The sequence below is a fragment of the uncultured Brachyspira sp. genome, from assembly GCF_944388875.1.
In the GTDB taxonomy this organism is placed as follows: Bacteria; Spirochaetota; Brachyspiria; order Brachyspirales; family Brachyspiraceae; genus Brachyspira.
The window spans coordinates 233,667-259,469 of the sequence record NZ_CALXKQ010000001.1 but is presented as its reverse complement, the minus strand read 5'-3'; the positions used below and the strand labels follow the sequence as shown (position 1 = coordinate 259,469).

The 25,803-nt window shown below is 28.2% G+C and carries 20 protein-coding genes; 13 read left to right on the top strand and 7 right to left on the bottom strand.

Going from position 1 to position 25,803, the window contains the following annotated elements:
* Positions 1–128 precede the first annotated feature (128 nt).
* The 3 genes from Q0J69_RS01220 to Q0J69_RS01210 all read right to left on the bottom strand — a co-directional run bounded on the left by Q0J69_RS01220 (position 129) and on the right by Q0J69_RS01210 (position 1,956).
* Positions 129–812 (bottom strand): hypothetical protein, encoded by a 684-nt coding sequence (locus Q0J69_RS01220; RefSeq protein ID WP_297203549.1) that lies wholly within the window; start codon positions 810–812, stop codon positions 129–131.
* Between the two features lie 129 nt (positions 813–941).
* Positions 942–1,343, bottom strand: coding sequence for a DUF2752 domain-containing protein (locus Q0J69_RS01215; protein WP_297203547.1), 402 nt, complete (start codon positions 1,341–1,343; stop codon positions 942–944).
* Positions 1,344–1,533: 190 nt separating this feature from the next.
* The gene (locus Q0J69_RS01210; RefSeq protein ID WP_366030052.1) at positions 1,534–1,956 is read right to left on the bottom strand and encodes a rhodanese-like domain-containing protein; all 423 of its coding nucleotides are present in this window, start codon (positions 1,954–1,956) and stop codon (positions 1,534–1,536) included.
* A gap of 354 nt (positions 1,957–2,310) precedes the next feature.
* Between Q0J69_RS01210 and murJ the strand changes: the two genes are divergently transcribed.
* From murJ to Q0J69_RS01155, 11 genes are all read left to right on the top strand, one after another.
* Positions 2,311–3,921: a murein biosynthesis integral membrane protein MurJ gene (murJ, locus tag Q0J69_RS01205; RefSeq protein ID WP_297203543.1), complete on the top strand. Its 1,611-nt coding sequence runs from the start codon at positions 2,311–2,313 to the stop codon at positions 3,919–3,921.
* A 90-nt stretch (positions 3,922–4,011) separates the two neighbouring features.
* On the top strand, positions 4,012–6,906 hold the full coding sequence (locus tag Q0J69_RS01200; RefSeq protein WP_297203541.1) for a methyl-accepting chemotaxis protein: 2,895 nt from the start codon (positions 4,012–4,014) through the stop codon (positions 6,904–6,906).
* A gap of 125 nt (positions 6,907–7,031) precedes the next feature.
* The gene (locus Q0J69_RS01195) at positions 7,032–7,412 is read left to right on the top strand and encodes a rod-binding protein (protein ID WP_297203539.1); all 381 of its coding nucleotides are present in this window, start codon (positions 7,032–7,034) and stop codon (positions 7,410–7,412) included.
* A gap of 298 nt (positions 7,413–7,710) precedes the next feature.
* Positions 7,711–8,952: an ABC transporter substrate-binding protein gene (locus Q0J69_RS01190; protein WP_297203537.1), complete on the top strand. Its 1,242-nt coding sequence runs from the start codon at positions 7,711–7,713 to the stop codon at positions 8,950–8,952.
* A 66-nt stretch (positions 8,953–9,018) separates the two neighbouring features.
* A complete protein-coding gene (locus Q0J69_RS01185) occupies positions 9,019–9,927 on the top strand; it encodes a sugar ABC transporter permease (RefSeq protein WP_297203534.1) in 909 nt (302 codons plus the stop codon).
* A 2-nt stretch (positions 9,928–9,929) separates the two neighbouring features.
* Positions 9,930–10,784 (top strand): carbohydrate ABC transporter permease, encoded by an 855-nt coding sequence (locus Q0J69_RS01180; protein ID WP_297203532.1) that lies wholly within the window; start codon positions 9,930–9,932, stop codon positions 10,782–10,784.
* Between the two features lie 77 nt (positions 10,785–10,861).
* Positions 10,862–12,244 (top strand): MATE family efflux transporter, encoded by a 1,383-nt coding sequence (locus Q0J69_RS01175; RefSeq protein ID WP_297203530.1) that lies wholly within the window; start codon positions 10,862–10,864, stop codon positions 12,242–12,244.
* Between the two features lie 312 nt (positions 12,245–12,556).
* Positions 12,557–14,491: a methyl-accepting chemotaxis protein gene (locus tag Q0J69_RS01170; protein ID WP_297203527.1), complete on the top strand. Its 1,935-nt coding sequence runs from the start codon at positions 12,557–12,559 to the stop codon at positions 14,489–14,491.
* A 60-nt stretch (positions 14,492–14,551) separates the two neighbouring features.
* Entirely contained in the window at positions 14,552–15,943 is a 1,392-nt protein-coding gene (locus Q0J69_RS01165) for a methyl-accepting chemotaxis protein (protein WP_297203525.1), read from the top strand.
* Between the two features lie 72 nt (positions 15,944–16,015).
* Entirely contained in the window at positions 16,016–17,632 is a 1,617-nt protein-coding gene (locus tag Q0J69_RS01160; RefSeq protein WP_297203523.1) for a peptide ABC transporter substrate-binding protein, read from the top strand.
* 83 nt (positions 17,633–17,715) lie between these two features.
* Entirely contained in the window at positions 17,716–19,329 is a 1,614-nt protein-coding gene (locus tag Q0J69_RS01155; protein WP_297203521.1) for a peptide ABC transporter substrate-binding protein, read from the top strand.
* Between the two features lie 52 nt (positions 19,330–19,381).
* Here the strand turns inward: Q0J69_RS01155 and Q0J69_RS01150 are convergent, their stop codons facing one another.
* The 3 genes from Q0J69_RS01150 to Q0J69_RS01140 are packed head-to-tail and all read right to left on the bottom strand — an operon-like array spanning position 19,382 to position 22,972.
* Positions 19,382–21,262 carry a fructose-specific PTS transporter subunit EIIC gene (locus Q0J69_RS01150; RefSeq protein WP_297203519.1) on the bottom strand — a complete coding sequence of 627 codons (1,881 nt, stop codon included), beginning with the start codon at positions 21,260–21,262 and terminating at the stop codon, positions 19,382–19,384.
* Positions 21,263–21,287: 25 nt separating this feature from the next.
* Positions 21,288–22,205 (bottom strand): 1-phosphofructokinase, encoded by a 918-nt coding sequence (pfkB, locus tag Q0J69_RS01145; protein ID WP_297203517.1) that lies wholly within the window; start codon positions 22,203–22,205, stop codon positions 21,288–21,290.
* 26 nt (positions 22,206–22,231) lie between these two features.
* Complete coding sequence (locus tag Q0J69_RS01140; protein ID WP_297203515.1) at positions 22,232–22,972, bottom strand: DeoR/GlpR family DNA-binding transcription regulator; 741 nt, start codon at positions 22,970–22,972, stop codon at positions 22,232–22,234.
* Between the two features lie 256 nt (positions 22,973–23,228).
* On the opposite strand from Q0J69_RS01140, the gene Q0J69_RS01135 reads away from it, so the two are divergent.
* Positions 23,229–24,338 carry a chorismate mutase gene (locus Q0J69_RS01135; RefSeq protein WP_297203514.1) on the top strand — a complete coding sequence of 370 codons (1,110 nt, stop codon included), beginning with the start codon at positions 23,229–23,231 and terminating at the stop codon, positions 24,336–24,338.
* Positions 24,331–24,858 (top strand): shikimate kinase, encoded by a 528-nt coding sequence (locus Q0J69_RS01130; RefSeq protein WP_297203512.1) that lies wholly within the window; start codon positions 24,331–24,333, stop codon positions 24,856–24,858. The genes Q0J69_RS01135 and Q0J69_RS01130 overlap by 8 nt, the downstream gene beginning before the upstream one ends.
* A 46-nt stretch (positions 24,859–24,904) precedes the next feature.
* Here Q0J69_RS01130 and Q0J69_RS01125 read toward each other — a convergent pair whose 3' ends face one another.
* Positions 24,905–25,777, bottom strand: a complete 873-nt coding sequence (locus tag Q0J69_RS01125) for a glycine--tRNA ligase subunit alpha (RefSeq protein WP_297203510.1) — start codon at positions 25,775–25,777, stop codon at positions 24,905–24,907.
* Positions 25,778–25,803 lie beyond the last annotated feature (26 nt).

The window sequence follows — 25,803 nt, the reverse complement described above, 5'->3', positions numbered from 1 at the left end:
TAACATTAATCATATTTTTTTCATTATTAACGTAAAAAACTGCACATAAATTAAACCATATAAATATTAAAATGGGAAAATAATTTATATTATGAATAAATTGTAATAAAGATATAAATTTTATGATATTAAGGCTTTGGACCGAACCTGAACCCTATTTGTATTCCTACATCAAAACTGCTGAATCCTATGGTATTATTATACTCTTTTTTTCCTTTTAAGCCAAAATCATATAAAAAATACGCACCTATGTTCAATGCTAGAATATCAGTAAAAAATACATAATAATCTATACTTGCTTTTACATACCAAGAAAAAACAGAATCAAAATAATTTTTTATATCAGCAGTTTTTATAGAATCTTTGCTTACTATAGAATTATTATTTTTTACTAAATAATTAACATACATAGGAAACTTCATTCCTCCGCCTATTCCTATTGAATATTGTTTTATATTGAATTTTGATAATATTCCAAGCTGTATATTATGTGTAAAGCATGAAATTATATTAGAGATATCATTTTCTTTTTTATATACAGAAAAACTGTCATAAGAATATCCTATTTCGCCTAAAGCACTTATAGAAAAGTTTTCAACTATAGAGAACATATATCCAGTCTGCAGTAGTACAGATGCATCCAGATTAGGGGACATTTTATATCCTAAATTTTTAAGAGTTTCATTTGGGTATGATAATGTTATGCCAAAAGGAATATTTAATATGGCTTCAAAACCGCTTTTAGCAAATATTAAATTGCATGAGAATATAAGAACTATTATATATAGTTTTATTTTAGTAAAAAAATTCATAAGATATCCAACCAATTTAGTAAATAAAAATAAATAAACAATAATTTATGTAAAAAATAGCACTGAAGTATTATATATATTATTAAAAAAAAATCAATATTTAATATAATAAAATTTATGCTTAATAGTCTATTTTATATTTTGTATTATTTGTATAAATATGTATAGATTACTGTTATAGTTGTATGTAAAAGGCTCTTCATCTGGAAATAAAGTTATAAATCTCACTATATATACTGCTATAAATATTATTAATATAGTAATTGTAATATAATGATTATTGTATATTTTATCTGCTGTTTTTGATTTTTTTCTTAATGAGGCAGTCAAAAAGATTACAGCAGGAAGAATGAATAACGGATGATAATAAAAAGCTCTTTTAAAATTTAGCTTAAACATTTCTATATATGCTCTAGTCATACCGCAGCTTGGACATGGGAATCCAGTATTCTTTCTTATAATACATAAATCATCTATTGGTATATTATAATTTGAACTATGATTTTTATTGTCATAATTTACAAATAGCACTAGTAGTGATATTAGTATTATTTTTATGATTTTAAACATCAATGTATAATATATTTAAAATATATTTATTCAATAGCCTTATATATAATAAATTTTATAATTAATTATAAGTAAAATTATAAAGAGGGACTGTAATAAACAGTCCCTCTTTTTGTATTTATTTAAATTAAGTATATTTATTCAATTAAACTTATTTCAAAGCGACTGAAAGTTCTGCATATCCTGCATCTTTTAGATAATTAATATTTTTAAATCCGTTATCAAGCATATACTGCACAGTTTTTCCAGAGCGTCCTCCTGTTTTGCAATAGAACATGTATTTTTTGTTTTTGTCTAGTGATAATAATTTTTTGCTGTAGCCTTTAGCTCTGTAGTCAATATTAACAGAGTTTTTTATAGTTCCTGTTTCTTTAATTTCTTCTGGTGTTCTTGCATCAACCAATACTATATTAGGATCAGATTTAAGCAGCGATATAAAGTCATTAAGTGCTAATCCGTTTTTGTTGACAACTTTTATATTGTCAAGTTCGTATGATTCGGTTTTTGCTGTTTGAGCATTGCTCATAACTGCTGTTAATAATAGTGTGAAAATAATAAAAAGATTTCTTTTTATAGGTATACTCCCTATATGTATATTTAATTTATTAATTAGACGAATATTTTTTGTAAAAGTTCCACAAAAACGTAATTTTTTTATTTTTTTTAAGAAAAATTTGATTTCATTTTGATGTATTATTAATAGATTTGTTTCATAATTAATTTTTATTTTTCTATATTTGGCTTTGTTTTGTGTCAATTATTTTTTTACTGCAGCATTATTCAAAGAAGCATGCATAAAAATATATAAACTAAAAAACTAAAAAATTTTTAGTATAAATTCGCTTTTTATGATATGTTTGATATACTGTTATAATTAATAATATTTTAAAATAAAAACTATCAGCAGTTTATTTATTATAGAGGAAATATGTCAGATAATAAAACAGTAAGCAAAGAAAAAATAGCCAAATCATCATTAAAAATGTCGCTTGTAACAACAATAAGCAGAGTATTCGGACTTGTCAGAGATCAAATACAGGGGGCATTACTTGGAACTACATTTATAGCTGATGCTTTTGCCATAGGATTTATACTTCCAAATCTTTTAAGGCGTTTATTTGCTGAAGGCAATATGGTAGCAAGTTTTATACCAGTATTTACAGAGCTTGAAAAAGAAAAAGGAAAAGAGGAATCAAAAAAATTTTTTAGAGCTGTTTTTACACTTCTTGGATTAATACTTATAGGTGTTGTTGCTGTTGGTATCATAATTTCTCCTTTACTTGTTAATATACTTTATAAATCTGGAAAAGATAATATAGAGGCATTAAGTTTGGCATCCGATTTATCAAGAATAATGTTTCCATATCTTCTATTTATATCATTAGCAGCATTAATGCAGGGAGTTCTTAATATAAGAGGATATTATTCCATTTCGGCAGCAAGTCCTATACTTTTAAATACAGTCATTATATCTATGGCACTGTTTTTTTATTTTTTTATGCCTAATTTTTTCAGCAATATGGCTTATGTATTTGCATTTGCTGTATTACTGGGAGGATTTGTGCAGTTTGTGTATCAAATGCCTTTTGTTCATAAGCAGGGATTTAGTTTTAAGCCTTATTTCAATTTTAAAGATCCTTATGTTATAAAAATGATAAAATTATTTGCTCCCGGTATATTTGGAGCTAGTATATATCAGATCAATTTACTGGTATCTACTGCATTTGCAGGTGCTATCGGAGAGGGTAGGGTTTCTGCTGTTACATTTGCTACTAGAATACATGAATTTGTTTTAGGAGTTTTTGCTGTAAGTGTTGCAACTGTTATGCTTCCCACTTTAAACAAACTTATAACAGACAACAAAAAAGATGAGGCTGTTGAAACTTTATCATATTCTTTAAGACTTGTGGCATTAGTTACTATTCCAGCCACTTTCGGGTTTATAGTGTTAGGTAAAGAAATAGTTAGAATGATATTTGAATATGGGGCATTTTCTTCAAAATCTACATATTTAGTATCAAGTGCTTTAAGATATTTATCTGTGTCATTGTTTTTTGTAGCTAGTTATAGAATATTAGTACAGTCTTTTTATGCTATGAAGGATATGAAAACTCCTGTATATATAGCGTTTTTTACATTTATAATTAATGCTGTAAGTAATTATTTATGTGTTTATGTATTTAAATTCGATATTATTGGAATATCAATATCAAGTGTTATTGCAAATATTGTATCTTTTTGTATACTATATGTATTGCTTATAAAAAGAATGGCTGTTAAATCTATAATTAATAAAAAAATAGAGGTAGTAAAAACTATTATATCCAGTTTATTTATGGCTGCTGCTGTTTATGGTTTAAAATACTACATATTATATAATAGCGATTCTAGGATATTTTTTATAATTAAAGTTTTTATAGTTATATTGTTTGGAGTATTAATATATTCTGTAGTCAATATAATATTTAGAAATGATGATTTTATGTCATTTATTAATATGTTTAAAGGCAGACTATTGAGAAGGTTTAGCAAAAAATAATATATATATTTTTAATAATTCTCAATAATATATTAGAAATATCCGACAATTTAAGTAATAATTTTTTAATAAAATAATAAGGTTTTTTATATGAGTTTAAAGAATAAGGTACTTCTTTTGGTAGTCATAGTAGTTATTTTGGTATTATCTCCTACTATTTTTATAAATACAAGAACAAATAAAAAGGCATTATATGATTCAGCAATGTCAGTATCACAGAATTATTTTTATGATATGGTGTCTACTTTTGATAATATATTTGCCTCTACTACTGTAGGAACTGTTTCCTTGTCCGATATAGCCACAGTATCTTATGATTTATATTCTACAGGAACAGTTAGGGATGTAGCCACAAACCTTAGAAAAGTTATTTACCGTTTCCATAAATCACAAAGAGATTTGCATCATGTAATAGCGAACGGTATATATTTTGAGCCTAATATAGTAGATAATAATCCATATATGAGAGATATTTATTCTCTATATCTATATGATGTTGGAGATACTGGCAATATGCAGCCTAAAATAGAAACTTCCAGAGATAATTATACTCAGGAGGAATTTTATTCTTTAGCTTTGCCTGATAACTGGAATAGAGAGGCTAAAAGACCAAGTACTGTGTATTTTTCTTCTCCATATTTAAAGAATATAGACAGACCTCAAAAGGTTATCTCTTTTTCATCTCCTATATATTCCAGCGTGAATGAGAATCTTATAGGTGTTTCGCTTTCAGATTTATCTTTGGATATAGCTTATGAAATGTTTACTAATATAGTAAAAACAGGACCTTTCAATACAATAATTTTTGACTCTAGAAATAAAAAAATAGTTTACCATGATAATCCTAATTATATACTTTCTAGTTTAACAAATATAGAGTGGGTTGATAATGCTATTAATAATACAACTTTCTATACTAATACCAGAGTAAGAGAAAACTATATAGTTGATGATCAGTCTTATTCTTTATTTTTCAGACAATTTGATAACGGTTTTTATAATATTTTCATGTATGTTCCTACAAATTATTTCTATAATGTTTTAACAGCAACAAATAATACAATATTTTTAATATTAATAGTTGCTGTAATAATTATTATAGTTGTACTAAATATTACAATACCTATATCATTGAAACCTTTGGAAAAAATATCTCAGGAATTAGAGTCTGGAGTATTTGATAATAATATATTTGTAAATGTAAGCAGGATTAATTCTAAGGACTCTCTTGGGGATTTGAGTACTTGGATAAGAATATTTTTTGATATGATTCAGCATGTATTTTCAAGCGTATCAAAAACTCTCAAAATATCAAAAGAGCAAAGCAATGCTTTAAAAGAAAAGATGATAGATATATCTGAGTCTGCAGGATCAATGACAGAATCTGTGAGTTTAATAGTAGATAATATATCATCTCAGCAAACAGAGTTTAAACATGTAGAAAGCAGTAATTTGGAAATATATAAAATTATAGCTTCAAGTTTAGCAGAATTAATTTCCATTGATGATATGACTAATAATCTTCAAAGAAAAATTGATGATCAGTCTGTGAGCTTGAATCAAATTAATTCATTAACTGTAACTATGCAAAAGGATATGCAGGAGGTATCTGCTTCTGTAGGAAAAGCAAAAGAAGAATCAGAAAAAATGGTTGCTTTAACTGAAGACAGTAAAGAAAAAATAATGAAAACAGAGAGCATTACAAAATCACTTATTACTTCTATAAGAGGTATAACAGACTTCGTAAACTCTACAATAGATATATCTCAGCAGACAAACATGTTGGCGATGAATGCTGCTATTGAGGCTGCTCATGCTGGAGAACAAGGTAAGGGATTTGCTGTTGTTGCTGAAGAAATTAGAAAACTTGCTACAACTACTAATTTGCAGTCTGAAAAGGCTTGGAAAATATTAAGAGATATAGAAAAAGAAATGAATCTCATTATGTCAAGTATGACTGATAGAATTATCGGTATAGAAGACATGCTTAATAAAATGCAGAATTTTGTTAATACTATGACTAAAGTAAAAAAAGTTTCTGATGAAAAGTATGTATCTACAAATGAGATAAGCGGCTCTATAGAAAGTTTATATGATGCTGTAAAAGAAATTAAAGAACAGTATACTACACTGCATGGCAGAATATCCGTTGCTAAAGATGATTTGGTAAATCTTTCAGATTTGTCTAAAAAGAATGATGAAGCTATGAAATTAGTATCTCAAAATACTGATGATATAGTTTCCAGAACTCAGAACATGAGCGAAAGTATAGGAAATGTTTTCGGACTTATTAAAGAAATAGAACAGTTATCAAATGTTGCTAATGATTCTGTAGACACTTTAGAAAAAGAAATGTCTAACTATGTTGTTAAGGATTTTGAAGAGGTTATTAAAGAGAAGATTAAAGTTATTAATGAAGGGGATAGAGCTTACGGCAGAAGTGCTTTTGTTTTAAGTATTTATAGATTTGTTATAGCAACTTTCGGCAAAGATAAATTCCAACAAATGCTTGAACAAATGCCTGATGATTCCAAATTACTCTTTAAAGATATTAAGAAATTGAAATTTAGAAAGAAATATCCATTATCTTCTTCATGTTTTATACCAATGACTACTATAATGGATGAGTTTTATGAAGGTTCAAGAGATGGTATAAGAGAGAAAGCAAGATATGATTTTAAAAAGTTTAGTATATTTACTAAAATGCTGATAAAAGTTGCTCAAAAACGTACTTTAGCTGATATATTTATTAATTTCAATAAAAAGATGTTTAAGAATATTAATATTGAAGCTGTAAAAGCAGAGAAAAAACGTATAATTTATCATTTACATTATTTCCCTAATTATGATTCTATTATAGAAACTTATTATGATGAAATGATAAAAAATATAATAAGGTATAAATATCCTAATAGTTCAAAGGTAAAAATGACTAAATCAATAAGCAAAGGCTATATTTATACTGAGTACATTGTAACTTGGTAATTTAAAAATATAAGGCTTAAATCTTTAATGCGGTTTAAGCCTTTTTTATTTGCTATAAAAAATACTAATGGCTTTATTTGCTTTACCGATAAAATTTTATATATTTAACAATTTGGGATTAAGATATGAATATAACTGATAAATATAATTTAAGTATGAATAGTGCTAATCTTTCTAAATTAGAAAACACAAAAAAACAATACGGAAATGCTAAATTTTCTATAGATGAAGCATCTTCTTTAGAAAATAATAATATATCAAAATATGATAAAGAATTTGAAAAAAAACGCTTAAGACAAGTTTCAGAGGATTTTGAAGCATTAATGATTAATCAGATGCTTAAAGAAATGAGAAAAACAGTTGATAAAAGCGGTTTAATAGACGGCGGTATGGCTGAACAAATTTTTGGAGATATGCTTTATGATGAATATGCAAAAGAATTCTCTAAAACTAAAACTTTCGGTTTGGCTGATATAATATATCATCAAATGGAAAAATATGTTTAATAAATTTTATATTAAATAATAAAAATAATAATTGACTTTTTTAATATATTAATTTAATATCTGTAACATAGAGTAAAGTTATTCAAAGGTATTTTATTATGAAAATTTTTAAAAAAAGTCATACTATGCATTTCATCTATAAATACTGCTTTCCTCCAATTCTTTAATATTTGCAGATGGGTCATCTGTATTAAATACAATTCATATTTATTCACAATATATTAATATCTGTGAAATAACATTGCCTTAAAAATCAAATAAATAAAAATTAAATATTTTTTGGAGGGTAGATTTTACTATGAAAAAAATCTTATTCATTTTATTAGTATTTGTATTTTTACTGTCATGTTCAGGCAGTAATACAGAAAAAAAGAAAATAGTTTATTGGTCAATGTGGAATGAAACAGAATCTCAAGGTCAGGCAGTTAAGGCTGCTATTGAGGATTATATGAAGCAGCATCCTGATATAGAAGTAGAGATGAATTTCAATGGACGTGAAATCAGAAAAACTCTTGAGCCTGCTTTGGATTACGGACAGGTGATAGATTTTTGGGATGAAGATATTGAAAGAACTTCTAAACTTTGGAAAAAATATGCATTGCCTTTAGATGATTATATTACTAATGTTTATGATACTACAGGCGGAAAACCTTATCAGGATGTTATTATAAAATCATTATTAGACTTGGGCAGACAGCATGCTGGTGATGGACATCTATATTCTATACCATATCAGCCTTTTGTATTTGTATTTAATTACAATAAAAAAATATTCAGAGATGCTGGTATAGAAAAAGTACCTGAAACATGGGCAGAGTTTAAAGATGCTTGTGCTAAAATAAAAGCTTTAGGAATACCTCCTATTACAGATGATGATGCTGAGATTAATGCTTTATTGGGATATCATATAGCTAGATATAAGGGTACGGAATTTGTGCAAAAAGTAGCTATGGAAGGATTATGGGATGATCCTATAGTTTTAAAAGCTGCTAAAGACTGGCAGGAAATGGTGGAATTGGGATATGTATCTCCTAAGGTTGCAGGAAATAAATTCCCAGCAGGAAGACATGAATTAGCCAGAGGAGAAGCTGCTATGTTTTTAAATGGTACTTGGGTTCCTAATTTTGTAATGGCTACAGCAGGAGAGGATTTTGAATGGGGACATTTCCCTTATCCTACAGTTGAAGGCGGAACTGACGGACTTTATGATATGCAGTATGGAAGTCAGTCTTTCCAAATCAATAAAGATACAAAATATCCTAAAGAAGTATTTGATATAATAGTTCATCTTACAACTGGAAAATGGGATGAAGAGATAGCTAAGCGTTCTTATGCACTTCCTGTATCTACTATGACAACATATTGGACTAAACAGCTTGAAGATACTAAAGAAATATTCCCTAAATTAGGAAAATATTATCCTATAGACGGAGGAATAGATGTTAATACAGAAAAAACACCTGTTATAAATGCTAATATTATAAAATTAATGTCTGGTCAAATAACAGCTGAAGAGTTTGTAGCTGAGATGAAAAAATAAAATAGTTTTGTTATAATCACTGTAGGGAGAGGATTATTCTCTCCTTACAGTTTTTGAGTATATAGTATGTATAAAAAATATAGTAAAATAACAGCGGTAGTTTTTGTACTTCCTGCCTTAATAGTATTTATATTGACATTTTTATATCCTGCTTTTAGAACTGGGATTATGAGTCTTTTTTATGTAAAAACTATATCTGACAGTTTTGCTAATTGGAAATTTGTAGGACTTGAAAATTTTATTTATCTTTTTAATAGTGAATTATTTGTTAGATCTTTACTTAATGTATTTTTAATATGGATTATAGGAGGAATTATAGTTTTTTCTATAGCTTTATTTTTTGCTTCTGTTATTACATTTTCCAATATAAGATTTAAATCATTTTTCAAAACAGTTATATATATGCCTAATATTATATCATCGGTTGCTTTGGCTACAATGTGGATTCATTATTTCTTTCAGCCTGATTATGGATTTTTAAAATCATTTTTTACATTAATAGGACTGAATTCTTTAGCACAAGTAAAATGGGCTTCCCCTGACTATATATTTATTGCAATATTGACAGCATATTCATTTTCTAATATAGGTTATTATATGGTTATGTTTTCAGCATCTATGGAATCAATACCTGCAAGTTTATACGATTCTGCTTCAATAGATGGGGCTAATTCTTTTGATAAATTTTTTAATATTACTTTTCCAATGATTTTAGGTGCTGTAAAAAGTGCTATAGTTATATGGAGTGTGGAATCATTTGGAATATTTGTATGGTCTCAAATATTTTCACCTCTTTTTGCATTGCCTGGTACAGTTACTCCAAAAGTATATATGTATACTCAATTATTCGGTTCTGAGGTTACAATATCTGAGAGAAATGCAGGATTAGGAGCTTCGGTATGCGTTATTTTGTCTATAATAGCATTGATTTCTTTCTTGTTAGTAAACTTATTGATAAAGGATAAAAATAAATAATTATGACAATCAATAATATAAAAAGAAAAAAAAGTATTAAGATATCATCTATATTAAAATATTTTATAATGTTTAGCTGGTGTTTATTAACATTTATATGTTTGGGATGGATATTTTTAGCTTCATTATCTACAACAGCTGATATTTTTGATGGAAAATTGCTTGCTTCTGGTATAAACTTTCAAAATTATTATAAGGCTTTTGTTAATAATAGGGTAGGTACATATTTTGTTAATTCTATTATTTATTCTATTGTTTCCTGTGTAGGTTTGATTATATTATGTGCTCCTGCTTCTTATGCTATAGCTAGAATTGATATTAAATTTAACAGACTTTTGAAAAATATATTTGTGCTTGGTATGGGAATACCTGGTATAATGATAGTTATTCCGTTATTTGGTATAGCAACCAGCTTAAAACTTATAAATAACAGATTTATACTTATTATGGTTTATATAGCTATGCATATACCTTTTACAATTTTCTTTTTAATATCATTTTTTAAAGATATATCATCTACGTTTGAAGAGTCTGCCGCAATAGATGGATGTACGCCTTTCAGGGCCTTTTGGAGTATTATGTTTCCATTAGCCTCGCCGGGAATAATAACTGTTTCTATATTTAATTTTATATCTATATGGAATGAGTATTTTATAGCATTAATATTTGCAAATAGAACAAATTTACGCCCTTTGTCAATAGGACTTTTTTCTATGATACAGTCTATGAGATATACGAATGATTATTCAGGTATGTTTGCTACTGTTGTCATAGTTTTGATACCAACTATAGTGATGTATATAATATTATCCAAAAAAATTATATCTAATATAACAGCAGGCGGAGTAAATGAATAAATAATATAGTTTGACTAAAATATAAATAGGTTTATTATATTGTATACTATATAAAAAAATTGTTATATGGAATAATTATGAGTAATGATGCAGTATTAAACAATAAATCAAATGATTTAGCAAATAAACCAGTAGGAAAACTATTATTTCAGTTAGCCCTTCCTGCCATAGCAGCCCAAATAATAAACGTTTTATACAATGTAGTAGATAGAATGTATATCGGACATATTAAAGATATTGGAGCAATGGCTTTAATAGGAGTTGGTGTAACAATGCCTGTAATTATTGCCGTATCAGCATTTGCATATCTTATTAGTATGGGCGGTTCTCCACGTGCATCTATTATGATGGGAAAAAAGCATTATGATAATGCCGAAGAGATACTTGGCAACTGTACTATGACGTTAATAATAATTTCAATAACATTAACTATACTATTATTGATATTTGCTGAGCCTATACTTATGCTTTTCGGAGCCAGTGAAAATACTATTATATATGCATTAAGATATTTGCGTATATATTCTATAGGTACAATATTTGTTCAATTGGCATTGGGATTAAATACGTTTATTACTGCACAGGGTAAGGCAAAGACAAGCATGTTTACTGTTCTTATAGGTGCTGTAGTAAACATAATACTAGACCCTATATTCATATTTGCATTTAATATGGATGTAAGAGGTGCGGCACTTGCAACAATAATATCTCAGGCTATATCTTGTATATGGATTCTTTTATTTATGACTTCAAAAAGAACTATTTTGAAATTAAGAATAAAAAATTTGAAAATATCTCCAAAAATAATACTTCCATGCTTGGCTTTAGGTTTTTCACCTTTTATTATGCAGTTTACAGAGAGTATTTTATCAGTATCTTTTAATACTTCCCTTTTAAAATATGGAGGAGATTTAGCAGTCGGTGCTATGACAATATTAAGCAGTATTATGCAGTTTTCTTTTCTTCCTATAATGGGGCTTACTCAAGGTGCTCAGCCTATTATAAGCTACAATTATGGAGCTGGGAATTTGCAAAGAGTAAAAAGTACTTTTAAAATACTTCTTATAAGCTGTTTATCATTTTCTTCATTAATGTGGACAATATCAATATTTTTTCCATATCTTTTTGTAAGAGTATTTACTAGTAATGATGAATTAATAAATTATAGTATTTGGGCTTTAAGAATATATATGGCTAGTTCTTTGATATTTGGAGCTCAGACTGCATGCCAGCAGACATTTGTTGCTTTGGGAAATGCTAAAATATCAGCATTTCTTGCTATATTGAGAAAGGTTATACTATTAATACCTCTTATATTTATACTTCCTATATTCTTTGAAAATAAAGTTATGGCAGTATTATTAGCTGAACCTATAGCTGATTTTATAGCAGTATGTACAACTGTAACATTGTTTAGGATAAATTTTAAAAAGTTACTAAATAATGGTATACAAAATTAAGTATTATATTGCATAGAAAGTACTTTATAAAGTTTTTTTTAATTATAAAATAATGTTTTATATTTTGAAATATTAACTATTTTGTATAAGATATTCTTTATGCTTACGTTTTATAAAGCAGAAGGAAATCATAGAAATACAGATACTATAAATTAAAATAGTATAATTACTTATCAATTGAGTTTTCAAACATGTATATTGTATAATTATTTCATTTTATTTTAAAAATTATTTGTAATAAAACAATTTTTATTATTGAAATTATATGTTTAATATATATAATTATTCATAATTATATATAAAGGTTTTTTTATGATTAAAAAATTCAGTCTTCAAATAAAAATCAGTTTAGCAATATTAGTTCCTCTTCTTGTAATGCTTATCATTTCAAACACTATTAATGTTTTATATGTAAAAAATGCAAACAAGAAATTATCTTATAAAATTTTAGAGGAAAGCTCAAAAGGTGAAGCGGCAAAATTACAGTCATTTATGGAAGATGATTTGTATTATACTATTGGGCTTCAAAAAGTTATAGAGGGTTTTTATAGCGACGGAATGACAAACAGAGTTTTTTACGAAACAACAGTATATAATTTTTTCACAAAACTATCTCAAAATGTTAACGCTATATTTATAGGATTTGAACCTAATGCATTAGATAATGATTCTAACTATACAAATTCTCAGAAATATGGTTCTGCTAATGGACGTTTTAATTATTATGTTCAAAGAAACGGTGCAGATAATTTTAAAGAATCATATTTTGATTCAAAGGTTTTTGGAAATCTTTCTTATACGCAGCCATTGAATACTGGAGAAGTTTATATTACAGATGTATATAATGATATGCTTTATACTTGGGGTATACCTATAAAAAACGGCAATAAGGTAATAGGGGTTATTTGCTTAGATATTATATCTGATTCTGTTAATAATTTATTATCAAAAATAAAATTATTTGAAGGTACTACAGTTACTCTTTTTGATAATTCAGGAACTATAGTATATGATAGTGATAAAAGCAGTTATAGGTATAAGTCTATAGATGAAATATATCCTTATTATGCGAAGCATGATGTATTCAATAAAATAAAAAGCGGGCAGAATTTGATATTTGAAAGTTTCAGCGGTACATTGAAGAAGTATTATACGTATTCTTTTACTCCTTTAGAATTGTCAAAGGGAAGATATTGGGGATTAAAAATAACTGCTCCAAATGATGTTATATTAAAAGACAGCAACATAATAAGAAATATTATGATTATAATATCATTTTTAATAGTGGTTATAAGTTCAATAATTGTTCCTATAATAACTAAAAGAAAAGTAGTTAGTATGATAGGTATTTTTTCCAAATCTATGTCAAGAATATCAAATGGAGATATATCATTTCATGTATCAGAGAAGTTTCTTAATATGAATGATGAATGGGGAGATATTGCCAAAAGTTTGGAAAGGATATTGAGCAATTTAAATAAAGTAGTGAGAACGGTAAAAAATTCTGCAGAGCAAGTTTCTACAGCTGCAAATCAGGTTTTGGCAGGTAACAATGATTTATCTCAGAGAACAGAATCTCAGGCATCTAGTTTGGAGGAAACTGCGGCTTCAATGAATCAAATGGCTAGTGCTATAAAAGAATCGGCTGAGAGTGTAGCTGAAAGTACTTCTATTGTGTCAGATGCTAAGGAATCATTAAATAAGGCTGGAATTACAGTAGAAGAAACAGTTAATAAGATGAATGATGTTCATGAAGCCAGTACTAAGATAATGGATATTACTAAACTTATAGAAAATATTGCATTTCAGACAAATATACTTGCACTTAATGCTTCTGTAGAGGCAGCACGTGCAGGCGAACAGGGTAGGGGATTTGCTGTTGTTGCAAGCGAGGTAAGAAACTTGGCACAGAATACTCAGGAATCTGTAAAAAATATTACTGCACTTATAATAGACAGTAATGAAAAAACTAATTTAGCAGCTGATAGTGTAAAAAATTCTAAGGAAATGTTTGAAGACATTTCCCTAAAGATGGATAGTGCATCAAGCATGATGGATAAAATAAATATAGCATCTCAGGAACAGCAAAAAGGTATAGAACAAGTTGATTCGGCTATAAGCAATATGGATTCTTCTGTTCAAAAGAATGCCGCTTTAGTTGAAGAGGCAACAGCTGCTTCACAGTCTTTACTTAATGAAGCTAGTGAATTAATAGAAGCTATTGGATATTTTAAATTGAGAAATTAGATAATTATTTTATATTCCAATTTGATAAATAATAAAAAATTTAAAATTAAAAGGGATTTTATGAATGATAAAGTAAGCTTAAATATAAAGATAAGTTTATTCATTATGATACCTATAATAACAATAATATTAATATTCGGTATCATAAATACAATTTATATATATAAAATGACAAAGCAAATGTCTTTATTTGCAATATCTCAAATGTCTGATAAAGAATTATTTGAAGTAGAAAGCATAATCAATGTAGAATTAAACTATCTTAATAATATAAAATATTCTGTAGAAAACTTATATAATTATAATGTTAGAAATAGAGAAGTGTATGAAGACTTAATGAAGAGATTTGCAAGCGAAATGAGTACTAATGCTGCATCTATATCTTTGGTATTTTTAACTAATGCTCTTGATAATGACAGCATATATATTAATAATCCTCTTTATAATGATATTGACGGAAGATTGGGAATATATTTGCTTAAAGATAAAGATAATAGCGTGAGCAGAATTAGTATGAAGAAATCAGATTTGGAATATAATTATTTAAATATTACTATAAAAAGCGGAAAGCCTCATATTACAACATTGAACTATTATCCAGTGCAAGAAAAATATATGCCTATGTATACATACTCAGTACCAATATTTTCTAGAGATAATAAAATAATTGCTGTATCTTCTTTGAATTTATCTTTGGATAATCTTATATTTTATGATGATACAAATGGTTTTACAGTTTCTCTATTTAATAATGAAGGAGATATTATTTACTGCACAACAGATATATACAGAATAGGAGAAAATATTACCAATTCGTCTATATATAAAGATATTAATTTATTAGGAGCTATACACTCTAATAATACTGTATTTGAAGAAGCATATAATGAAAAGAGTTCAAGTAAATATTTTTATATTCTTAAACCTATACATATGTTTGATGACGTGTATTGGGGAATAGAGCTGGCTGTATCAGCTAAAGCAGAATTTTTCAGTAATTATAAAATCATAATATTTATGTGGATAATAATATCAGCTATAATTATATTAATAGTGGTTATAGTTCCTAATATTATTAATAGAAAGGTAGTATCTGTAGTTAATGTTTTGAATGATAATCTTGTTAAAATAAAAGACGGAGATATATCTTGGGAGATTTCTGAAGATTATCTTAAATTAAACGATGAGATTGGGGATATGAGCAGAGGTATTAACAGTACTATAAATTATTTAAATGATGTAATAAGTACAGTAAAAGGAAAAGTTAATACGGTTTCAAATAATTCTGATAAGATACATGAATATGTAGACAAGATTAATGATTCCAGCAAAGATATAAGCAATGCTGCAGATTCTAAGTTTATAGATAAGGCTACTGAATCATCCAGATTTCTTTCTGATGAGGTAAAAGAATTAAAGAAAATAATATCTTATTTTAAATTAAGAGAGTAAAAATACTATTTGACATTAATTAATATAAAATATATACTCAAATATAGAATGTAATATTTATTGGAATGCTGTATGTTAAAATATTGTTTTTTATTTGCTATATTTGTATTTTTGGTATCATGTTCTAAGATAGATAGTGCCGTATCGCAGAATAGAGTTAATAAAAATCAATCATTATTAATTAATATAGGTTCAGAACCTTATACAATAGATCCAAGCATCAATGTAACATCCGATACATTAATTTATTTAACTCATGTATTTGAAGGTTTGGTAAATAAAGATAAAGATGGAAATATAATTCCTGCTGTTGCTAAAAGCTGGAATATAAGCAGCGACGGATTAGTTTATACATTTCATTTAAAAGATAATGCTTATTGGAGCGACGGCAATCCAGTTATAGCTAAGGATTTTGTTTATTCATTTAGAAGATTATTTGATCCCAAAACAAAGAGTAAATTTGCTTATCAATATAATGTTATTAAAAATTCAAAATCTATTAACAGTGGAGAAATTGAGACAAAATATTTGGGTGTTGAAGCCATAGATGATTATACTTTAGAAATAATATTGGATATGCCTTTAACATATTTTTTAGAAATTCTAGCATACCCAACTTTTTATCCTTTAAGAGAGGATATAATAACTTTATACGGTTCTAATTGGACTGATTCTCCTGAAACTTTTGTAGGCAATGGTCCTTTCAAAGTTACAAAGAGAGAGTTTGATAAATCCATCGTAATGGAAAGAAATGAATATTATTGGAATAAAGAATATGTTTATCCAAGCAGATTAGAATTTGTATTAACTAATAATAATAGATATTCTGCTAAAGCTGTATTGGATGGTAATCTTTATTTTTCAAGAAATTTTCCAAGAGAAGATATTGCATCTTTAAATAAGGCAGGATATATACGCAATATTCCTAGAGTGGCGACATATTTTTATTTTATTAATGTTACTAACGGAGTTTTATCTGATGCCAATATTAGAAAAGCCTTATCTCTAGCTATAGACAGAAACTATATAATTGAAAATATTACAAAGGGCGGTGAAAGACCAGCAGCTGCTTTAGTTCCTTATGGAGTTTCAGGATTTTTTGGAGATTTTAGAGAGAACGGCGGAGATTATATAGATGTAACAAAAGAAAATTATGAGAATAATATTAAAGAGGCTAAAAAATTAATGATGCTTGCAGGTTATCCTAACGGTGCTGGATTTCCTACTTTGACTTTTAAAACTACTCATGGTGTTCATAAATATATATTTGATGCTGTGAAGAAGATGTGGAGGGATCATCTTGGTATTGAAGTTGTTTTAGAGGAATTGGAATGGTCTGATTTAGTTACTCAAAGATTTGATAAAAATATAGAAATAGCAAGCGGCGGATGGAACGGAGATTTTGATGATCCTATTAATTTTTTATCTATATTTTTAAGCTATTCTGCAAATAATAATAGTGTTTACAGCAATAAGAGATATGATGATCTTATAAAGAGTGCTACTTTGATTACAGATACATCTCATAGAATGCTTACCATGCATAAAGCAGAAGAACTATTAATACAGGATATGGCTATAATACCTATTTATTTTTATAATGAACCATTGCTGGTATCTCCGAAATTAAAAGGTGTTCTATACGATTCTATGGGTAAACATAGTTTTTCTAGTGCATATTTAGAATAAAAAAATTAAATTTGATATTAATTGAATAAAGTGTATACTATCTAAAATATTACTTTATAAAGTTATACAGGAGATATATTATTATGAAAAAGATAAATATAATATTTATTTTAACTATTATCATGTCTTTAATGATATCATGTTCCTCATCAAAGACAAATTCATCAAATGAAGGCATATCAATATTCATCAATACAGGACCTGAACCTAATACTATTGATCCTAGCATTAATGTTACTTCGGATGCAGTATTTTATTTAATTCATACATTTGAAGGCTTGGTGGAAAAAGATTTTAATGGTAAATTATCGCCTGCAGTTGCAGAAAGCTGGGATATTAGTGATGACGGACTTGTTTATACATTTAAATTAAGAACTAATGCTAAATGGACTGACGGAAAACCAGTAACAGCATCAGATTTTGTTTATTCTTGGCAGAGAGTTGTTGATCCTGCAACAGGCAGTCAGTATGGTTATCAGCATGAGCCAGTAAAGAATGCTAAGGCTATAACTGCTGGTGAAATGCCTAAAGAGAGTTTGGGTATAAAAGCAATAGATGATTATACTTTAGAAGTAACACTAGAAGCTCCTACAGCTTATTTTTTAGAGCTTTTAAGTTTTCCTACTTTTTACCCATTAAGAAAGGATATTATAGATAAGTACGGAGATCAATGGACTTTGAAAGCTGATACTTATATTGGAAACGGGGCTTTCAAACTTATTGAGAGAAACAGAGATGAAAGTTTAGTTATGATAAAAAATACTAATTACTGGAATATAGATAATATAGTTCCAGACAAGATTACATTTGTACTTATGGAAAATGAAACAGGTTCAGTTGCAGGAGTTAAGGGCGGAACTTTGCATTTTGCAAGATCATTTCCAAGACAGGATATAAAAGCATTGCAGGATGAGGGACTTATAGTTATTAAGCCTAGAATATCATCATATTATTATTGCTTAAATTTAACTAATGATATATTGAAAGATGTAAGAGTAAGAAGAGCATTATCTCTTGCTATTGACAGAAACTATATAGTTCAATATGTAACTATGGGAGGAGAAAAACCTGCTGGAGCATTAGTTCCTTACGGCATATCAGATTATGAAGGAGATTTTAGAGAAAATGGCGGGGAATATATTGATTTAAGTGAAGAAGGATATGCAAAGAATGTTGAAGAAGCTAAGGGATTAATGGCAGAAGCTGGATATCCTAATGGAGAAGGTTTTCCAGTTATGGAGTTTAAGGCAGATCCAGGAATACATGTAAAAATATTTGAAGCAGTTCAGCAGATGTGGAAAGAAAATTTGGGTATAGATGTTACATTAACTCAAGAAGAATGGGCTGTATTTTTGCAAACTAGATATGATAGAAATATTACTATGGCTAGAGGAGGCTGGAATGGGGATTTTGATGATCCTGTTAATTTTATGACTCTATGTATAAGCTATTCTCCTAACAATTACAGTGTTTACAGCAATAAGGCTTATGATGATATGATTAATCAGGTTATGCTTTCTGGAGATCAAAAATTTAGAATGGAAACTATGCATAAAGCTGAGGAGATGCTTATGAAAGAAGAGGCTATAATACCTATATACTATTATACAGAACCATTACTTGTATCTCCTAAACTTAAAGATGTTTATTATGATTCTCTTGGCTTTCATAGATTTCATAGATGCTATTTAGAATAATTTTTTGAAAATTTCAGGCTAGAGCTTAATTATAAACTCTAGCCGATATATGTTAATTGTTCACAGGTTTCTTAATAAATCCAAGTATCAAGGCAGTAATTACAGAGCCTATAATTATAGCAAGCAGATATAATGCAGGATTGTTTACTATAGGCAAAACGAATAATCCTCCATGAGGAGCCCTAAGTTCTATATGAAAAGCCATAGATAAAGCCCCAGAAATTGCAGCACCTATTATGCATGATGGAAGTACTCTTATAGGGTCTGATGCGGCAAATGGTATAGCTCCTTCAGTAATAAATGATAAACCCATAATATAGCACGTTTTTCCTGCATCTTTTTCATCAGCAGTAAATTTATTTCTAAATATTGTAGTAGCCAATGCTATTCCCAAAGGAGGAACCATACCTCCAGCCATAACAGCAGCATGAGGAGCATAATCTCCAGATGCTATCATTGCTATACCAAATGTGAAAGCAGCCTTATTTATAGGACCTCCCATATCAGTAGACATCATAGCACCTAGTATAGTACCAAGTACTATTAAATTTCCAGTTCCTAAACTTTTTAAGAACTCAGAAAGTCCAGAATTGATTGCAGCTATTGGGTCAACTATAAACAGATACATTACAGCACCAGTAAAGAATATACCAAATAACGGATATAGTAAAACAGGCTTTATTCCTTCCAAACTGTCTGGCAATTTGCTGAATACTTTTTTAAGAAGAAGAGTAATATATCCTCCTAAAAATCCTCCTATTAAACCGCCTAAAAAACCGCCTCCGCTGTTTATTGATATTAAGCCGCCTACCATAGCTGGAGCAAATCCAGGTCTGTCAGCAATACTCATACCAATAAATGCAGCCATTACAGGAACCATAAGGAAGAATGCATTTCCTCCTCCTATATCATTTAAAAGTTTAGCAAAATAATTGTAGGAAGGATCATTAGGATTGCTTGCATTTATGCCGAACATGAATGAGAAAGCTATAAGTATTCCTCCTCCTACAACGAAAGGAAGCATATTTGATACTCCAGACATCAAATGTTTATATACTCCAGTTTTAGGCTTTTTAGCAAATCTATTATTGGAAGAAGAACTGTCATTACTTGATTGATATATAGGAGCAGTTTGATTTACAGCATTTCTTATTAATTGTTCAGGATTTTTTATAGCTTCTTTAACTCCTACTATATCAACATTTTTTCCTGCAAATCTTTCCATAGCTACATTCTTATCAGCAGCTACTATTATACCTTTTGCATTTTTTATTTCTTCTTTTGTAAGTTCATTTTTTACTCCGCTTGAACCATTAGTTTCTACTTTAACCGTAATTCCTAATTCTTTACCTTTTTTAAGCAAAGCATCTGCCGCCATATAAGTATGTGCTATTCCAGTAGGGCATGCCGTAACAGCTAATACCTGATATGAATTGTTATTATTATTACTTTCCTGATTTAGAGATGAGTTTTCATTATCCTTTTCAGCATTTTTCATTAAAATATCTAATACTTCTTCTTTGCTTTTTGCATTTAATAAAGCCTCTCTTATATCATCTTCAAGAAGAAGAGTAGTGATTTTTGATAATAATTCTATATGAGAATCATTAGAGTTTTCAGGAGCTGCTATCATAAAAAATAAATGGGAAGGTTCTCCGTCTAATGATTCATAATCAACACCTTTTTTTGAAATACCTATTGCTACGGTAGGAATCTTTACAGCCTTAGTTTTTCCATGAGGTATAGCTATTCCCTCTTCCATACCAGTTGAGCTTTGAGCTTCTCTTTTTAGAATCTCATTCTTGTACTCTTCTCTGTCATTTAATTTACCGTTATTATAGAGCATGTCTACCATTTCATCTATAATTTCTAATTTTGTTTGTCCCTTTAAATCAATATTTATACAATCTAAAGTTATAACATCTTTTAGCATTTTTAGCCTCCATTTATTTATAACATTAATTAATTTTTTTTATTTCTGTATTTTCTAAAAATTTTTTCATATTCTCAAATGTAGTTAATCCTTCGGAGCATGCCGTAGAACTTCCGCTTGCTATAGCATATTTGTATGATTCTATTAGGCTAAGGTTTTTACTTATTCCATAAACTATTCCTGCCACCATAGAATCTCCAGCTCCAACCGAGCTTATTAATTTGCCGTCTGGTGCATTGCCTATATAAGCCTCATCTTTTGTTATTAACATAGAACCTTCCTTGCCTAGCGATACTATTACATTTTCGCTTCCGTCTTTTATTAATTCTCTAGCGTACTTAACAATATCTTCTGTGGTTTCTATATTTTTATTGAAATATTCTCCTAACTCTTTTTTGTTTGGTTTTGTAAGAAATACTTTTTCTTTTACACCTATTTTGAATGCCTCATCTCTTGCATCTAATATCACCTTTACATTTTTGCCTGCTTTATTTATGATTTCTTTATATATAGAGTTTTCAATAGAGCTAGGAACGCTTCCTGATAATACCAATATATCATTTTCTTTTATATTATTTTTTATGAACTCTAATAATTCATTTACTTTTTCTTTTGAAATATTAGGAGCTTTCCCTGCTATTTCACTTTCTGTTTTATCTGTTTTTAATTTTATATTGATTCTTGTATCTTCTTCTAAATATATAAAACTCTCTTTAATACCATATTCTTTAAGATGTTTTTTTATATAATCCCCAGTAAATCCTCCGCAGAATCCTAAAGCGGCAGAATCAATATTAAAATTTTTCAAAACTTTTGAAACATTTATTCCTTTTCCTCCAGCCAATGTATAGGCATTATTAACCTTATTTAATTCTCCCTCTTCAAAGTTATTCATGTCTATATAATAATCTATAGCTGGATTTAATGTTAAAGTATATATCATAATTTATTCTCCATTTTTTATGTTTATTAATTAACAATGTATAATCCTTTTAATTTATTTTTTATATCATCATTTATTTCTTTAGCATTTGTTATTAAATAAGAATCCTCCAAATTATAAAAGTTTACTAGGCTCTTTTTATTTAATTTAGATTCATCGCATAAAAAATAAGTTTTATCAGCTTTTATAGAAACCTCATTTTTTATTAATGCCTCTTCAGGGTCTGGAGTGGAATATCCATTAATATCTACGCCGTTTGCACCCATAAATGCCAAATTAAAATTAAAATTTCTAACCGATAAAACAGCATTGGCTCCAACTAAAGCTCCTGTAAGCATTTTTATTTTTCCGCCTATTAAATATGTTTCTATTTTTTTGTTATAAAGTTCTTCTGCATGAGTAAGTCCGTTTGTTATAACCTTTATATTTTCTATACCAGCTAAATATTTAATCATAGCAAATACGCTTGTTCCCGCATCTAAATATATTATGTCGCCTCTTTCTATTAAAGAAGCTGCAAATTTACCTATCTTCTCTTTTTCCTCAGAATGCATTTCCTTTTTGTATATTAAACTCTCTTCCTGAGTGTCTATAAGTATAGCACCTCCATGCACTCTTCTTATTTTTCCAGCCTCTTCAAGAAATGTTAAATCCCTTCTTATAGTAGCCTCAGATACATTAACTTTTTCAATCAACTCTTCTATTTTTATATTTCTTTTTTCTTTTATCATTTCCAATATTAATTCGTATCTGCTTACTTTGAGCATTTAATTTATTCCTCATCAGAAATCTTTATATTAATAATTATATAAAAAAACAAATAAAAATCAATCAAAATCAATCAAAAATAATCAAAATTAGTCAAAAAATTTATATATTAGTGTTATATGTATAATAAAGTCTTTATAATGATAAAAGCACTAAAGTATTTTGAAGCATCATTTTTTTATGATATTAAAAACTCTTTACAATTTGTATTCATTTTTGTATAATCTATTTATTAAAGTTTATGAGGGATTTTTTATGAATGATGAATTAAAGGAATTAAGAAAAGAGATTGACAGAATAGATAAGCAGATAATAAGTTTAATAGATGAGAGAATGAAAATAAGTTTAAAAGTTGGAGAAACTAAGAAAAAAAATAATATACCTATATTTGATCCAGAAAGAGAAAAGGAAGTTATTGCAGGCAAGATAGAGCTTCTTGAAAATAAAGAATTATCAGGGCTTATAACTACTATGTATAATGATATAATGTATGCTTCTAAGCAGCTTCAGAAACATTTAATTGATGAATCAAAAGGAGAAAATATCAATGAGAATAAAATAAAGTATGATGAAACGGTTGTTTATCAGGGACGTGAAGGAGGAAACGGACATGAGGCTGCTTGTAAATTTTTTGGAGATAATGCTAAATTTATAAAAAAAGCATATTTTGATGAGGTTCTTGAAAGTATAAGAAGCGGGGAAAGTTATTATGGAGTTTTGCCTTTAGAAAATTCTTCTACTGGCATGGTTAATGAAGTTTTGGATATACTTGCTGATTATAACTGCAGGATTGTGGGGGAAATTTATCTGCCTATAGAATACGGACTTATGGCAAAGAAAGGAAGCAGTATAAAAAATATTAAGAAAGTTATATCTCATCATCAGGCTTTGAAGCAATGTTCTAATTTTATTAAAGAAAATAACTTTGAAGAGATAACAGCATCAAATACAGCGGAGGCTGCATATATAGTTTCTAATGGAGATGATAAAGCTATTGCTTCTATTTCAAATAAAAATGCATGTAAAGTTTATGATTTAGAAATGCTAAAAGAAAATATTGAAAATATAAGAGGCAATACCACACGCTTTATAATAGTTGCAAATTATGACAATGCTTTAAGAAGCGGTAATAAAATGACTATAAGATTTTTACTTCCGCATGAGAATGGAAGTTTGGCTAATTCTCTTGATAAGTTAAAATGTTTTAATTTAACTTCTATAGTAAGCCGTCCGCATAGCGATAGAAAATGGCAGTATTATTTTTATATTGATATGACTGGAGATTTTAATAAATATAAGGAAGATTTGGAAGATTTTGAAAGAAGTGTGGAGAATTTAATAATATTGGGGCAGTATGATGAATGATAATAATACAAATAATACTATATTTATAATAGGGCTTCCAGGATGCGGTAAAAGCATATTGTCTAAAATGCTTGCTGAGTATTTGAATTACACTTTATATGATATGGATTCTTTTATAGAAAAAAGAAAGAATAAAACTATAACGAATATTTTTGCTGACAATGGAGAGGCTTATTTTAGAAATCTTGAAAGCGATGTTTTAGAGGAGCTTAGTAATTCAAATAATTCTGTAATATCTACAGGCGGAGGTATAGTATTGGCAGATAGAAATAGAAAAATTATGAAAGAAAAAGGATTAACTATTTTTATAGATAGAAGTCCTGAAATTATACTTGAAAATATAGATCCTCGGAAACGCCCTTTACTTGCTAAAGATAAAAATAAATTATTAGAGCTTTCAAAACAAAGGGATTCTTTATATAGAGAAACAGCTCATATAATATTTACTCACAATACTTGGGAAGATAATATTGATAATACTTTTAAAAAATTTTATGAAGAAATAAAAGAAAATATATAATAAAAAGGCTGATATTTTTTATATATCAGCCTTTTTTTATTTAATATTAATTATTTTTTATTAATGGATATCCCATTTTTTCTCTTGATTCTATATAGGCAGCAGAAACTTTTTTCATAAGTTCTCTTACTCTTGCAATATATCCTGCACGTTCTGTAACGCTTATAGCATTTCTAGCATCAAGCATATTAAATACATGCGAACTTTTCATAACCATATCATAAGCAGGAAGCACACATCCGTTAGCTAAGCATCTGTCGCATTCATCTTCATACTCTTTAAAATGTCTGAAATACATATCAGTATCAGCTATTTCAAAATTATATTTAGAAAACTCTCTTTCGCCTTGTAAATGTACATCACCGTATTTAATTCCATGTCCCCATTCCAAATCATATACATTATCAACATTTTGAAGATACATGCATATTCTTTCAAGTCCGTAAGTAATTTCTCCCGCTATAGGCTTTAAATTTACTCCTCCTACAGCTTGGAAATATGTAAATTGAGTAATTTCCATACCGTCAAGCCAAACTTCCCATCCTAAACCCCATGCTCCAAGAGTAGGGGATTCCCAGTCATCATGTACAAAACGTATATCATGGTCTTTAAAACTTATGCCTAGTGCTTCCAAACTTTGTATATATAAATCCTGAAAATTTTCAGGAGATGGTTTCATTATAACTTGGTATTGATAATAATGCTGAAGTCTGTTAGGATTTTCTCCATATCTTCCGTCTGTAGGTCTTCTTGATGGTTCTACATAAGCTACATTGAAAGGTTCAGGTCCTAATACTCTTAATGCGGTTGCGGGATTAAAAGTACCTGCTCCTACTTCTAAGTCATAGCCTTGTTGTATTATACATCCGTTTTCACTCCAGAATTTGTTTAAATTCATAATTAAATCTGTGAAAGTCATGATTCATTTATCTCCGTTTATTATTA

Excerpts from the sequence above, each read along its gene's own strand:
- Q0J69_RS01155 (WP_297203521.1), top strand. The coding sequence starts at position 17,716 with ATGAAAAAGATAAATATAATATTTATTTTAACTATTATCATGTCTTTA.
- murJ (WP_297203543.1), top strand. The coding sequence starts at position 2,311 with ATGTCAGATAATAAAACAGTAAGCAAAGAAAAAATAGCCAAATCATCA.
- Q0J69_RS01150 (WP_297203519.1), bottom strand. The coding sequence starts at position 21,262 with ATGCTAAAAGATGTTATAACTTTAGATTGTATAAATATTGATTTAAAG.
- Q0J69_RS01135 (WP_297203514.1), top strand. The coding sequence starts at position 23,229 with ATGAATGATGAATTAAAGGAATTAAGAAAAGAGATTGACAGAATAGAT.
- Q0J69_RS01195 (WP_297203539.1), top strand. The coding sequence starts at position 7,032 with ATGAATATAACTGATAAATATAATTTAAGTATGAATAGTGCTAATCTT.
- Q0J69_RS01130 (WP_297203512.1), top strand. The coding sequence starts at position 24,331 with ATGAATGATAATAATACAAATAATACTATATTTATAATAGGGCTTCCA.
- Q0J69_RS01185 (WP_297203534.1), top strand. The coding sequence starts at position 9,019 with ATGTATAAAAAATATAGTAAAATAACAGCGGTAGTTTTTGTACTTCCT.
- pfkB (WP_297203517.1), bottom strand. The coding sequence starts at position 22,205 with ATGATATATACTTTAACATTAAATCCAGCTATAGATTATTATATAGAC.
- Q0J69_RS01170 (WP_297203527.1), top strand. The coding sequence starts at position 12,557 with ATGATTAAAAAATTCAGTCTTCAAATAAAAATCAGTTTAGCAATATTA.
- Q0J69_RS01200 (WP_297203541.1), top strand. The coding sequence starts at position 4,012 with ATGAGTTTAAAGAATAAGGTACTTCTTTTGGTAGTCATAGTAGTTATT.
- Q0J69_RS01160 (WP_297203523.1), top strand. The coding sequence starts at position 16,016 with ATGTTAAAATATTGTTTTTTATTTGCTATATTTGTATTTTTGGTATCA.
- Q0J69_RS01140 (WP_297203515.1), bottom strand. The coding sequence starts at position 22,972 with ATGCTCAAAGTAAGCAGATACGAATTAATATTGGAAATGATAAAAGAA.
- Q0J69_RS01175 (WP_297203530.1), top strand. The coding sequence starts at position 10,862 with ATGAGTAATGATGCAGTATTAAACAATAAATCAAATGATTTAGCAAAT.
- Q0J69_RS01125 (WP_297203510.1), bottom strand. The coding sequence starts at position 25,777 with ATGACTTTCACAGATTTAATTATGAATTTAAACAAATTCTGGAGTGAA.
- Q0J69_RS01190 (WP_297203537.1), top strand. The coding sequence starts at position 7,711 with ATGAAAAAAATCTTATTCATTTTATTAGTATTTGTATTTTTACTGTCA.
- Q0J69_RS01220 (WP_297203549.1), bottom strand. The coding sequence starts at position 812 with ATGAATTTTTTTACTAAAATAAAACTATATATAATAGTTCTTATATTC.
- Q0J69_RS01165 (WP_297203525.1), top strand. The coding sequence starts at position 14,552 with ATGAATGATAAAGTAAGCTTAAATATAAAGATAAGTTTATTCATTATG.
- Q0J69_RS01180 (WP_297203532.1), top strand. The coding sequence starts at position 9,930 with ATGACAATCAATAATATAAAAAGAAAAAAAAGTATTAAGATATCATCT.